General features: G+C 34.6%; 11 protein-coding genes. 10 read left to right on the top strand and 1 reads right to left on the bottom strand.

Annotated elements, in window-relative coordinates:
• The first annotated feature begins 206 nt into the window (after positions 1–206).
• The 8 genes from LEP1GSC203_RS00655 to LEP1GSC203_RS00620 all read left to right on the top strand — a co-directional run bounded on the left by LEP1GSC203_RS00655 (position 207) and on the right by LEP1GSC203_RS00620 (position 9,889).
• Complete coding sequence (locus LEP1GSC203_RS00655) at positions 207–2,621, top strand: LA_1737 family protein (RefSeq protein WP_002971650.1); 2,415 nt, start codon at positions 207–209, stop codon at positions 2,619–2,621.
• Positions 2,622–2,624: 3 nt separating this feature from the next.
• Entirely contained in the window at positions 2,625–3,167 is a 543-nt protein-coding gene (locus LEP1GSC203_RS00650; RefSeq protein ID WP_002971912.1) for an NADPH-dependent FMN reductase, read from the top strand.
• Positions 3,168–3,348: 181 nt separating this feature from the next.
• Entirely contained in the window at positions 3,349–4,350 is a 1,002-nt protein-coding gene (locus tag LEP1GSC203_RS00645) for a DUF1554 domain-containing protein (protein WP_002971794.1), read from the top strand.
• Between the two features lie 76 nt (positions 4,351–4,426).
• Positions 4,427–5,461 (top strand): DUF1554 domain-containing protein, encoded by a 1,035-nt coding sequence (locus LEP1GSC203_RS00640; RefSeq protein ID WP_232225692.1) that lies wholly within the window; start codon positions 4,427–4,429, stop codon positions 5,459–5,461.
• Positions 5,462–5,574: 113 nt separating this feature from the next.
• Positions 5,575–6,171, top strand: coding sequence for an NAD(P)H-dependent oxidoreductase (locus LEP1GSC203_RS00635; protein WP_002971729.1), 597 nt, complete (start codon positions 5,575–5,577; stop codon positions 6,169–6,171).
• Position 6,172: 1 nt separating this feature from the next.
• Positions 6,173–7,078 (top strand): alpha/beta fold hydrolase, encoded by a 906-nt coding sequence (locus LEP1GSC203_RS00630; RefSeq protein ID WP_002971573.1) that lies wholly within the window; start codon positions 6,173–6,175, stop codon positions 7,076–7,078.
• Positions 7,062–7,604: a PadR family transcriptional regulator gene (locus LEP1GSC203_RS00625; protein ID WP_039936793.1), complete on the top strand. Its 543-nt coding sequence runs from the start codon at positions 7,062–7,064 to the stop codon at positions 7,602–7,604. The genes LEP1GSC203_RS00630 and LEP1GSC203_RS00625 overlap by 17 nt, the downstream gene beginning before the upstream one ends.
• A 134-nt stretch (positions 7,605–7,738) precedes the next feature.
• Positions 7,739–9,889 (top strand): ABC transporter substrate-binding protein, encoded by a 2,151-nt coding sequence (locus tag LEP1GSC203_RS00620; protein ID WP_002971632.1) that lies wholly within the window; start codon positions 7,739–7,741, stop codon positions 9,887–9,889.
• A 69-nt stretch (positions 9,890–9,958) separates the two neighbouring features.
• Here the strand turns inward: LEP1GSC203_RS00620 and LEP1GSC203_RS00615 are convergent, their stop codons facing one another.
• Positions 9,959–10,444, bottom strand: coding sequence for a MarR family winged helix-turn-helix transcriptional regulator (locus LEP1GSC203_RS00615; protein WP_232225691.1), 486 nt, complete (start codon positions 10,442–10,444; stop codon positions 9,959–9,961).
• Between the two features lie 93 nt (positions 10,445–10,537).
• On the opposite strand from LEP1GSC203_RS00615, the gene LEP1GSC203_RS00610 reads away from it, so the two are divergent.
• Both LEP1GSC203_RS00610 and LEP1GSC203_RS00605 read left to right on the top strand, forming a co-directional pair.
• Positions 10,538–11,488, top strand: coding sequence for an N-acyl homoserine lactonase family protein (locus tag LEP1GSC203_RS00610; protein WP_002971707.1), 951 nt, complete (start codon positions 10,538–10,540; stop codon positions 11,486–11,488).
• A gap of 243 nt (positions 11,489–11,731) precedes the next feature.
• The gene (locus tag LEP1GSC203_RS00605; RefSeq protein ID WP_002971585.1) at positions 11,732–12,838 is read left to right on the top strand and encodes a DNA alkylation repair protein; all 1,107 of its coding nucleotides are present in this window, start codon (positions 11,732–11,734) and stop codon (positions 12,836–12,838) included.
• Positions 12,839–12,851 lie beyond the last annotated feature (13 nt).

Genomic DNA, 12,851 nt, shown 5'->3' with positions numbered 1-12,851 from the left:
GTGTTAGTTGTATTTTGTAAATTTATTTCTATTTCAATATTTCTCTGCCACTTCCTAAATCAGCGGCTGTTATTGAACATCGACCAAAAAAAACAAAACAACTGATGATTCTTCCTATGAATGAATCAACCAAAATACGAAAGTAATTTCTTGCATTAAATTACTATGACTATTTTAATTCCTTAGCAAAGGGTAAATCCTCGGAAATGAAATTTATTTATAAAAACATTCTAGTTTTCACTATCTCATTGATACCATATGGAATCATTGCAAAAACTTGGCCGGATCTAGAATCGGAAAAAGAAGTAAAAGTTTATGGAAGTGAGCGAAGCGCTAAGTTTACAGCCAGTAACATTTTTTATGACATAGAAAATTGGACAGATCATTATTCGGTGAAAGCTTTGGGTTTTTATCGCTATTATGACTATCCAAAAGCAAAAACCAAATCTGTATTTCCTTTTTATTATGATATCCAAAGTAAGTCGGATAATCGCCAATACAAACGAATCGTTAATGTAAATTTGACAAAAGAAAAAGATTCCGTCGACCAATCCTTTTACCCATTCATTTTCTGGGGTAAGGATACAAATAGTTCTTATCTTACAACCATTCCTTTTTTCTTTTCTAACTCAAACGATACCAATAGTAAAATTGGATTTCCCGTAATTCCGCTGTTATACTATCACAATCGAAACACAAGTGGCGAAAATAAAAATTATTATACACGTCTTTTGACATTAATGCACTTGGAGGTCAATGAAAGAAAAGGTTTTCATGAGTTTTCGTTTTTTCCACTGGTTTATTATTCTAAGGAAAATTATTTATTCCTTCCATTACTATTGTATTATCAAAATCAACATTCTAATAATAATGAATATTGGCTTGGACCAATTTATAACTCGAATGATAAAGCCAAAGAGGAAAGATTGTTCGTCGCTTTTCCTTTTTTAGCGTACTACCGATCTCCCGGAAAGGAATTCGATCTTATTTTTCCATTGTATCTTAACTATTCAGATTCGGAAGAAGATTATCATATTAATTTGTTGTGGTATACCAAAACAAACTCTGCTAATGTAAACTTGGCGACTAACGATGGAAATATCTATGTAGACTTTGATTTTGGTATTTTATACAATTTAGTTGGTTATTCACAACGAACTAAAGTTTTAAATGGAATTGTAGATCCTAAAAAACTAAAATCAATCGAAATAGATAATCCTAAGTTAGTAAAAAAACGAGAATTTAATCGTGAAAATAGCAATAGTTTCATTGGTTATAATTTCCTGTTTGGAATTTTCTCTTATGAACGGGCCGATTCAAAAAGACATATTCGGTTATTACCCCTTGCCTGGTTTACTTGGGATGAGGCTTCTGAAGATAATGTTGTTTTGTTACCACCGTTTTTTCCGATTTGGTTTAGTTATCAATCGGATGATTTAGAATATAAAATATTGTTTCCATTGTATGGAAAACAAAAAGATAAAAATTCTGAATTTCGCTCTTATCTTTTAAATGTATATTTGACCGAAGATCTCAATGAAAATAATAGAAAAGAACGTTCATACCTTTGGCCTTTAGTGAATGTCTATGAATCAGATGTTGACTCTGGTCACCGTGTTCTTCCATTTTATGTTCATCGAAAATTTAAAAAAGCAGAATATTCGGATAGCCATACGTTTACTTTATTTTCTGCTTTTAAAAAAAGGACTGGGGTTTCCTCAGTTAGTACTGAGTTTCTATTTTGGCCAATTTGGATTTCTTATGATGATCAAATGTCTTCTCAGTCTGTATGGGAAAAAACTTTTTGGATTACTCCTTTTTTCTATCGAAACATGATGCCCGATAGAACTAGAACTAATTTCCTATGGTTTGTTGATTGGGAGTGGTATAAAGAGGCAGATTACACTAAATATTCAAAAACAAAATTAGAATCTTATTCAAAGGAAAAAAAATTATCTCATCTTTTGATTTTCCCATTCTATAAAACAAGTAATAGTTTCTCTTTGATTCCATTGTCTTTTAATTATTGGCATAGTGACGGATTTTCAACCTTTACCCTTTTTAATTATTTAAAATGGGAAAAGACAGGCCATTACTACAATTTTCTATATCTAGTCGAATCGGAAAATACCGAATCAGAATATAGGTTTAGAAGTTTGGGTGATCTTCTTTGGAGTTTCAAAAGAGAACCATCTCGAATCAACCGTATGACTTTATTGTGGTTAGGTTATGACGATAGGCCATATAAAACAATTTATAATTTTTTTCCGATAGTAAGAACTGCTGATGCTGAGAAAGAAAAATCTAGATTATACGGTCCTTTTCTTTATTATCTTTTTGATTCTGAAGAAGAAAACACGGAACTAATGATTGCTGGCCTTGGTTACTATCATAATAAAACTAAATCAGACAACCAATATTCTACATATATACTGTTAGGTGCATTATATCAAGAAAAGACTGAAATTGAGAGAGGATATGTCAAAAGAGGAAGTCTTTGGGGTTGGTTATGGGAATACCAAACAGAAGACAACGGGTATGAAAAATTTTCTATATTGAAATTATTTTCTTACACAAAAGAAACAGATGGAACCAAAAAAATTATGGGGATGTCTATATAGAACATGAAAAATCCAAAACCAAAAGTTCTCGCAATTTCAGGCGGAATTAGCCCTACATCGTATAACAAAAAAATTTTGAACCATTTACAAGATTCTTTTTCCGAAGAATGTGAATTTAAGATTTATGATGAGATTGTTAAGTTTCCTTTTTTTATTTCTGGAATTTCCGATGAAGAAACGCCAAAAATAATAAAAGATTTTTTAAACGAAATAAATAATGCAGATGGGATTCTTATATGTTCCCCTGAATATGTTTTTAGTATTCCCGGAGTATTGAAAAATGCATTGGAATGGGCTGTTTCTTCAGTAGTATTTACTGACAAACCCGTAACGTTAATCACCGCTGCATCCGTTGGAGAAAAAGCCCATGAATCATTACTATTGGTTTTGAAAACAATTGGTGCCAAATTATCTGATGAAACAAACCTTTTGATTTCTGGTGTGAAAGGTAAAGTTACAATGGATGGCAAAATTAGTGATGCACAGACCAAACAATCCATTCAAAAATTGATGAATCTATTTTTGGATAATTTAAATAACAGGTAGAAGTATTCTCTAGGCTCAGATCGAAACGTAATGAATTTGCCGACATTTTTCTAATCTTATGTTCGTTAGTTTAAGGGAATACGATAGGTCTCATTAATAAATTATAAATAAATGATTAATGATTGCGAGGATAAAAAATCTATCAAGTTTGGCTCTAGATACTTAGAGCTCTCATTTGTTTATGATTCGTTATTCTTTCATTCCGTTTTTAGTATTGGTTCTTTATTGTAGCGATAAATCGTTTAACAATGCCTGTGATATCAAATCTGAATCTTATATGAATTCGGTAATTCTTTTTAATCTCTTAGGAGAAGGAAAAAATAATTGTACAACAGGAATGATAGAGTTTTTTCCAACGGTGGTTGCTTTGAGTTCTAAAAAGGGAGTAGTTTCTGAGGGAGGAGGGAGTTTACTTCTTGGAAGTACGACACCATTTTCGGTTAGCCTTAAGGAGAAACCTGAATCCCAAGTTGAGATTCAATTGGTAGTTTCAAATCCTACTTATGCGCAGGTTAGCCCAACTACGCTAAGTTTTAACGCAAATAATTGGTCTGTATCACAAGATATTCAAATAACAGGAGTTAATGATTCCTTGCTCAACGGAACTCGTGAATTTCGCGTGATTTTGATTCCTACCTCAGCGGATACAAAGTTGGACTTAAATCCTGCCGAAATTCAAATGCAAATTTTGGATAATGAGAAGAAAATGTTTTTCTCATCAAACTCTTATCAAGGAGGTGCATTTGGAGGAGTATCGGGTGCTGATGTAATTTGTGCTACGAATCCGAATTGTCCTCTGGGCTCTCTTTGTAAAGCGGTGATTATCAATGGAACTTCTCGAATTGCATCTGTAACTGCAAATTTAGGCGATGGACAAGTCGATTGGGTTTTAAATCCAAATACTCATTATTATAGGACCGATGGAGTCACACTCATTTCCAATACAAATTCTACGGCTTTATTGCAAATTCCATTTTCTAATGTGATCGATTCTAATGTGACTGGTTCCTGGATTGGTAGCGCTAGCGGATGGGTGTACGGGCCCAATCATTGTCAAAATTGGTCTGACAATACAAATTTTTATACTGGCAATTCCTTCCGAACTCTAAATACAGATATTACTTTTTTCGGAGGGAATTTTTCCTGCAATGTTCCCTATTATTTATTATGCACTGAAAACTAGATTTTGCTTAACTTTTTCGAATATTGCTTAACGAGAATTGGTCAATTATATTTTTGGACTTTACATGGTAGTTCTTTTGAAATTTCAAAAATTAGAAAAACCTCATTTCATTTTTTCTTTTTCATTCATATTTTTATTTAGTTTATCCCTTCTTTCTTGTGAAAAAAATATTCCCAATAATGTTTGTGATTCAGAATCAAGTGCCTACGCTGAAACTTCTGTTTTGCTCGGTTTTTTAGGTGAGAAAAAACACCCCTGTTATCCAGGTACTCTCATTGTAAACAATCCTGGGCTTAATCTGAGCGCAAACAATGGCACTATTTCAGAGTTTGGTGGCAATGCCGCCCAAGGATCATCTCTTTCATTCGGATTATATTTAGGAATGGCACCTAAAGATCCTGTATCGGTTCAAGTCATAGTTAGTAATCCAAGTTATGCGACAGTTTTTCCCACCTCTTTGGTTTGGACAAGTTCTGACTGGAGTGTATTAAAGTCCATCACCGTAACAGCTGTAAACGATACAATCATTAATGGGACACGTAATCTTTTGATTCGTTTGGTTCCTATTTCGAATGATTCCTCTATGCGTTTACAAGACCAAATCATTTCAATGGTAGTTTTAGACAATGATAAGATTATTTTTACAACTACTGGTAGTTATACGGGAATACTCGGAGGGATTTTCGGTGCAGATGGGATTTGTCAGGCAGATGTAAAATGTCCTATTGGTAAAATATGTAAAGCGATATTAGCTGATGCTGGATCAGATGCTCGAGTTGCATCGGCTACAGCAAATCTAGGAGATGGGCAAATTGATTGGGTCTTAAAACCATTTTCCTCTTACTTACGAAATGACACGCCTACTGTAATTGGCACAACAAATGCTTCATCCCTATTTACCTTCCCCATCATTGGAATTCGACCTACATCCTCAACTGCTTGGACTGGACTTAGCGCTGATTGGACAAGTAATGTCAATCATTGTGACTCTTGGGGTTTGAGTTCAGGAAATGGGAACGCAGGTGATACAGCAGGTACGGGAACTACTGCAATCGGATTTAATAGTTTTCCATGCACAAGTAACTTACCTTTTTATTGTGCAGAACAATAAAATTGAATCACTTTCTTTGGACATTGTTTATTTGCAAAAATTGTATTTTTGCCATTGACAGAATATATCTATCAGATATAGCTGGGAAATATATCTAATAGATATGGAGACCTATGAAAACAAACCAGCGGAATATTCTAGTAGTCCTTGGTCACCCGAACCCCAATTCCCTCTGTGCTCATTTGGCTGAGAGTTATGTGAATTCGGCAAAAAAGTCAGGACATAGCGTTAGTTTTCTGAAACTTTCCGAGTTAAAGTTTGATTATAATTTATATTCGGGTCACAAAAAAGATTCTATCCAAACTCTTGAACCTGATTTACTTCAAAGTCACAAATTAATAGCAGAAGCAGATCATTTAGTTTTTGTATTTCCTAGTTGGTGGGCGAGTATGCCTGCAGTTCTAAAGGCTTGGATTGATCGCGTATTTTTACCTGGTTTTTCATTCAAATATAGAAAAAACTCTCCTCTACCCGAAAAACTACTGTTAGGTAAATCTGCCCGCATCTTTGTTACAATGGATGCTCCTAGTTGGTATTATAAATGGTTTAACAAATCTCCCGGTGTACAATTGTTAAAGTTTGGAACTTTAGAATTTTGTGGAGTGTCGCCTGTGAAGGTAACTATTTTTGGACAAGTAAGAACTCGAAAACAAAAAGATTTTCTCAAGTGGACCAACATTGTGGAGTCATTAGCGATTCAAGGAAAATGAAATGAATTTTACTAATCCAGTATTAAATGAATTTGAACACAGTGGTCAGTATCTCAATTATTTGGGTCATTCTATTTTTTATCGGACGATAGGAGAAGGTGAGAATTTATTTCTTCTACATGGATACCCTTTCAATTGTTTCGATTGGAGTTTGGTCATCCCAAAATTATCAGAAAATAAAAAAATCATTCTTTTGGATTTTTTGGGAATGGGTTTTTCTGATAAACCCAAAAATCATAAATATTCATTTGAAGAGTATGCAGGTATTGTGAATGCAGTCGCAAAACATCTGAATATTACAGAAGCAGATATTTTAGCTCATGATTTAGCTGTGAGTGTAGTTCAGGAAATGTTAGCATCGTCTGATAAAAATGTATTCAAAATCCGTTCTGTTGCATTTATGAATGGAGGTTTGTTCACTGATGTTTATAAACCAAGACTGATCCAAAGACTGTTATCCCAAACTCCCAATCTAATTGGAAAATTTTTAAGTAAAGTTATGAGTCGCAAGTCCGTAGAATCTTCTCTCTTTCGAGTGTTTGGACCAAAGACACAACCAAACTCTAATTGGCTTGGAATCTTTTGGGAAGTTTTGAATTATAAGGATGGCAAATCCATTGCTTATTTGATTGGTAGAATGGTATTTGAAAAGGTTCACTATCAAATACGTTGGATCGATGCCATGTCAAAAACGGAAGTCCCTTTCTGTTATATTTGTGGACCAGCGGATCCAAACTCTGGGACTCATATGGCAAATCGTTTTTTAAAAAGTTTTCCTACAAAACAGGTATATTTTTTGTCAGAACAGATTGGGCATTGGCCACAAATTGAGTCGCCAGAAGAAGTATCGGCTGCATATTATCAATTTAAAAAAGATCTAAAACATACCAATGAAAAGAGAAAGTAAAACACAATATGCGTTGTTAGGCATTCTTTCCCAATGTGAGATGAATGGGTATGAAATCCGAAAGTACATTGAATCTACGATTAGTTTTTTCTGGAGTGAAAGTTTTGGACAAATCTATCCAACACTAACCAAGTTAGAAGAAGAAGGTTTGATTCGTGAATGGGAGAAAACAGATGTTAGTGGGAAAAAGAAAAAAGTTTATAAAATCACTCGGCCTGGTTTAGAAGAATTTCGTCGTTGGATGGATGAATCACCGATCCAATCCAATAAAAGAAACGAATTATTATTTAAGGTTTTCTTTGGCAGACATATGAATCCAAAATTATTGACTCAACAATTGGAAGAGGAGATTCGTAAACAAAAGGAAGATTTAAAATCATTAAAGGTTTTTCAAAAAGAACTTGAGACAGATTGGGACAAACACCCAGATCAAGAATATTGGTCTTTGACGCTCGAATTTGCAGAAAAACAAACAAAATTGAATCTAGATTGGATTGAAAAAGTTAAGAGCAAAGTCAAGGTCTGAGTCTCTAATTTAATTTTTATGAGAGATTCCCTATACTATTATAAAGCTGTATGAATCGGAATCTCAGAAATAAAATACTTCAGCTTTGTTTTATTTCATTGATTTGGTAAACCAATCTATATAAAAAACAATGTATGGGTCGGCACTTTGTTATAAAAAAATTTTGTTATATTTGCTTTTGGTGCCTCTTATTTGTATTTAATTCTCCCGTTTTAGGAACAGAAAAAGTTACCCTTCACCTTAAATGGTTTCACCAATTCCAATTCGCAGGTTATTACGCTGCCTTTGAAAAAGGTTATTATAAGGAAGCTGGACTTGATGTAGAAATTTTAGAAAGTACAATTGGGATCAAAGGGATCCATGAAAAAGTAATTCAGTCTACGGGACAATACGGTATTGGAAGTAATGAACTCATTAAGGAAAGATATGCCGGTAAACCGATTGTAGTACTTGCTGTTATTTTCCAACATTCTCCATCAGTTCTTTTTTTTAAAAAATCATCCAATATACAAAGTATTCATGATCTTGTGGGAAAGCGAGTTATGTTGACTCCACATATGGATGAAATTGTTGCTTATCTGAAGAAAGAAAGAATTGATTTAAGCGATTTACAGATTTTAGAACATCGATTTAATCCGAATGATTTGATTCAAGGTAAGGTAGATGCTTATTCAGGTTATTCAACAACGCAAGCTTACGACTTTAAAAAAGCAGGATTTCCATATGTTGCATATTCCCCAAGAGTTGCTGGTATTGACTTTTATGGTGATAATTTTTTTACCAGCGAAGAAGAAGTTCGTAAACATCCGGAAAGAGTAAAAGCCTTTCGTGAAGCGAGCCTTCGGGGTTGGCAATATGCGATGAGTCATCAAGAAGAAATCGTGGATTTAATTTATGAAAAATATTCAAAGAGAAATCCGAAAGAACGCTTACTCTTTGAAGCTGAACAAATGACACCCTTAATCCAACCTATTCTCGTTGAGATGGGATATATGAATCCTGGTCGGTGGAAACATATCAACGAGGTGTATGCGGAACTTGGAATGCTTCCAAGGAATATAAATTTAAAAGGATTTGTTTACGATCCAAATCCTCCTGCTAACTATGAATGGATTTACTATTCCTTTGGAATCATTGTATTTTCTTTAGCAGCTGTTTGGCTAGTTCAATGGAAACGATTGAATAAACAATATTCTGAAAATTTGAAGAAACAAGTAGAGATAAGGACTGAAGAATTAAAACATTCCAACGAATACCTCCAAGTTTTAAATCAAAGTTTACTAAATACATTAAAAGAACTTACAGAAGCTCAAGATAGACTTTTAGCTTCGGAAAAATTGGCTGTACTTGGGCAATTGGCGGCAGGTATGGCTCATGAATTAAATACTCCGCTTGGGGCAATTGTATCTTCCAACCATTCTTTGGGTGATTTTCTAAACAATAAGATAATCAATATTATGGATACTATTGTTAATTTTGACAAAGAAGATTCATTGCGTTTCCATATTGTCTTGGAAGAAGGACTTAAAAATCAAACTTTTTTAGAAGGGAAAACAGAGAGGTCTATTAAGAAAGATCTTGCTTCGAAGTTTTCAAATATAGAAAAGATGGACCTATATGGAAAACATATGCAATTAGTTGTTGAGACTGGTGCTTATCGAATAGGTGATGGCCTTACACAGATTTTAGAAAGTGAAAATTCTCTTAAAATTTTAGAAACAGTTGCAAGCATAACTACTGCCTACCGTTCGAATCAAATAATCTTTGTTGCTTCAGAAAAGGCTACTCATGTAATTAAAGCTCTAAAAAGTTATCTCGTTTCTGATAAGGATATCTCAAACGGAGAGACGATGGTTGACCTTACCTTTGAAATGGATACAATCCTTTCTCTTTATCATTATAACTTAAATAAAGTGATCATAAAAAAGTCATACTTAACCGAAAAAAAGTGTTTAGGAAATCGAGACAAACTCAATCAAGTTTGGATTAACTTGTTGAACAACGCCTTACAAGCAATGTCTTATAACGGAACTTTAGAAATCAAAATCCAATGGGTTGAACCATGGGTCAAAGTATCGATTATTGATACTGGCATTGGTATAGCAGATTCGATTAAAGAAAAAATTTTTGATCCATTTTTTACAACAAAACCGAATGGGGAAGGTATGGGCTTAGGCCTCGATATTTGTAAAAAAATTATCTCACAAACAGGTGGGAAAATTGAATTGGAAAATGTTGAGAAGGGAACTTGTTTCTCTGTTTGGTTGCCTTCCGCGAAAACATAATTTTTTAAACTCTCATCTTGTATATTTTGCTTTTATTAGGAACTAGTTGATTTTACAACCAAATCGTTGTTATTTCATTGTTTTTTCTATCGATTGTTTTAGTTTTGATAAGAGCGAATTTAATGAAGCTAATTCCTCTACTGAGAAATCCTGAATGCATTCCTCTTCATTTTTAGTGTGTGACACAACTGCCTCGTCAATGAGTTTTAAACCTTTTTCTGTCAGGGAAACTAGGGTTGCTCGCCTATCATTTGGGTCAGGCGATCTTTCTATGTAGCCTGCTGTTTCCAAGCGGTCCAAGCGGTTGGTCATGGCACCGGAAGAAAGTAACATTCCTTGCCAGAGTTGTGTTGGATTCAATCGGAAGGGTGGTCCCGATCTACGAAGTGAAGCCAACACGTCAAATTCTCCCAGTTTTAATCCCAATTTGGCTAAATTTGATTCCACTACATCGCTTGCCAGAAGAGCTGCTTGTCCCAATCGTCCAAATACTTCCATACCGCGGACGGAAAGCGAAGGTATCTCTTTACGCCATTGTTTTATGATTTCTTCCATTGGATCCATAATCGGAATCTCTAAGAATTTATCTTGACGTCAAAGTAAAAACAAAATTATCTTTACGTAAAGAATCTTTGTGGAGAGATAATTATGAAGTCCGTAACCCCGATCCTGGTTTTGGTTATCCTTTTTTCAGTTTTTGGCTGTTTTGGCAGAGCCGCCGTTCCTTATACAAAAGAGGTTTTTCCTGTCCAACTGGAGAAACCTATTCCTGGTCTTAAACTCGAAGTTTTCCAAACGGGCCGAATGGTCATTGATGGTTGGGCAGCTTATACTGGTGGAGAGGGAAAAATCAGTATGGACCAACCAGCTTATTTGATCTCACATCCACACTATGGATTGATTGCTTTCGAAGCAGGTCACCATTCTGAGATTGCCACTAATCCCTCAGAACATTTAGGTTGGATTCATCGAGTAGGGCTTATGCCAATGGAACAAGACTCGGGGCAGGACTTTCGTAATCAGTTGAAAGCTTCCGGAAGGAATCCAGATTCCCTACGAGATATTTTAGTTTCACATTTCCATCCGGAACATGTTGGGGCTGTGGAAGAATTTCCCAATGCCCGGATTGTAGCAGATCGTCGTGAAGTAAAACATGGGAATGAATCACCAAATTATAATTATGTGAAAACTGAGTATGATGGTGTTTCAAATTGGCACCAAATCGATTTTTCCTTAAAAAAACAATTTGGATCTTTTGAAGGTTCTTATGATTTGGTGGGAGATGGATCTATTTTGATTCTTTCCACACCAGGGCATACTCCAGGACATATTTCTGTTTTAGTAAATTTAGGATCAGGGCCGGTATTGTTAACTGGTGATATGGCTTGGACAGAATATAACATCCGTTCTGCTTCCATTGGGCTTCCGTTTATCTCTTCAGATGGAGAAGCGGCAAGGATTTCGCTTGGGCAATTATTGGCATTTCAATCAAAAAATCCAGATGTCCTTATCGTCCCCGGTCATGATCTAAATCCATTACGAAGAAAATCAAGAAAGGATATCCAAATCCATCCTTGGTCGGTAGTTCAGAAAAAATAAATAGCTAATTCTAATTTATGATAAACGAAATACCTTTATCATGCGTATGGACCACCTCTCACCCTTTTGTGGTGGGTGGGTTTGATTATGTGATATTCGATTAACAAGTGATTTTAGTTGAATTATTATAAATTGCCTCAGGAAACCGACCCAAATGATGATTATTTGTAATTCGTAAATTGTTTAAAGTTTTCTTTTTCGATTTCAATTACGATAGCCTACTATAGATTCGTTCTAGTTCGTATGGAACCTTTGAAAGAAATGTACTCCCGAGAATGGGTTTTAGGTTTGGGAAATCACATAAACCAAGTGGATTCCCAAATCAATCCTTTGGAATTTCAAAAGCAGGTGTTTTTATCTCCCTGGAAAGAAATGGAGTTAAAGGAAAGAATCAATCGGCTCTCAGATGTATTGATCCAATATTGGCACGGACCAATCTCAGAGATTTATCCCAATCTACTTGCATTGATAAATTCTCTTCGAAACCACGGCGTTTCTGATTTTAATTTCCCATATATTTTTTTAAATGATATTGTCACAAAGTCAGGGTTAGATGACTTCGAAGCATCTATGAAGGCATTGGAAAAAGTAACCGTATTTTCAAGTGCCGAGTTTGCGATTCGGTTTTTTTATAAACAGCATTTTCATAAAACTTTAAAACAAATGCACCTTTGGTCAAAACATAAAGAACCATTGGTCCGAAGATTAGCAAGTGAAGGAAGTCGTCCGATGTTGCCTTGGGGGATAGGAATTCCGGAAATAAAAAAAAATCCAGAAATCCATATATCGATACTAGAAACTCTTTGGGATGATAAAGATGAGATTGTTCGTCGGAGTGCAGCAAACCATTTGAATGATATATCCAAGTTGAATCCCGAATTAGTTTTGGATTTTTGTAAGAGTAAATTTGGGAAATCTGAAGTATTGGATAAAAACTTAAAACATTCCCTACGTACACTTCTAAAAAAAGGAAATACTAAAGCCTTAGGTTTCTTTTCTTACAATACAAAGTGGAAACCTGAAAAAATCAAATTTTCATTATTAAACAAAGTAGTAAAAATCGGGAATTCACTCGAGTTCGAAATTTCAGTCAATCAAACTTCTAAAGATAAAACGAAGGTAAGGTTAGAGTATAAAATTGGTTTTTTATTATCAAAAGGTAAATATGGTTATAAAGTTTTTCAATTAGGTGAGCGAATGTTATTGCCAAACGAAAATATAAAAATCACAAAAAAACACTCTTTTGCTCCCATAACTACACGGGTTTATTATCCGGGGACACATACAGTTTCTATTTTACTGAACGGCAATGAATATAAACTACAAAAGTTTGAGTTAAAAAAAGGATAGGGATAAACTTTGA

The sequence above is a fragment of the Leptospira terpstrae serovar Hualin str. LT 11-33 = ATCC 700639 genome, from assembly GCF_000332495.1.
GTDB classification, from domain to species: domain Bacteria; phylum Spirochaetota; class Leptospiria; order Leptospirales; family Leptospiraceae; genus Leptospira_A; species Leptospira_A terpstrae.
This window is presented reverse-complemented; position numbering and strand designations above follow the sequence as displayed.

Bases quoted from the DNA above. Each gene is read 5' to 3' on its own strand.
- LEP1GSC203_RS00655 (WP_002971650.1), top strand. From the start codon at position 207: ATGAAATTTATTTATAAAAACATTCTAGTTTTCACTATCTCATTGATA.
- LEP1GSC203_RS00635 (WP_002971729.1), top strand. From the start codon at position 5,575: ATGAAAACAAACCAGCGGAATATTCTAGTAGTCCTTGGTCACCCGAAC.
- LEP1GSC203_RS00620 (WP_002971632.1), top strand. From the start codon at position 7,739: ATGGGTCGGCACTTTGTTATAAAAAAATTTTGTTATATTTGCTTTTGG.
- LEP1GSC203_RS00610 (WP_002971707.1), top strand. From the start codon at position 10,538: ATGAAGTCCGTAACCCCGATCCTGGTTTTGGTTATCCTTTTTTCAGTT.
- LEP1GSC203_RS00630 (WP_002971573.1), top strand. From the start codon at position 6,173: ATGAATTTTACTAATCCAGTATTAAATGAATTTGAACACAGTGGTCAG.
- LEP1GSC203_RS00645 (WP_002971794.1), top strand. From the start codon at position 3,349: ATGATTCGTTATTCTTTCATTCCGTTTTTAGTATTGGTTCTTTATTGT.
- LEP1GSC203_RS00625 (WP_039936793.1), top strand. From the start codon at position 7,062: ATGAAAAGAGAAAGTAAAACACAATATGCGTTGTTAGGCATTCTTTCC.
- LEP1GSC203_RS00605 (WP_002971585.1), top strand. From the start codon at position 11,732: ATGGAACCTTTGAAAGAAATGTACTCCCGAGAATGGGTTTTAGGTTTG.
- LEP1GSC203_RS00650 (WP_002971912.1), top strand. From the start codon at position 2,625: ATGAAAAATCCAAAACCAAAAGTTCTCGCAATTTCAGGCGGAATTAGC.
- LEP1GSC203_RS00615 (WP_232225691.1), bottom strand. From the start codon at position 10,444: ATGGAAGAAATCATAAAACAATGGCGTAAAGAGATACCTTCGCTTTCC.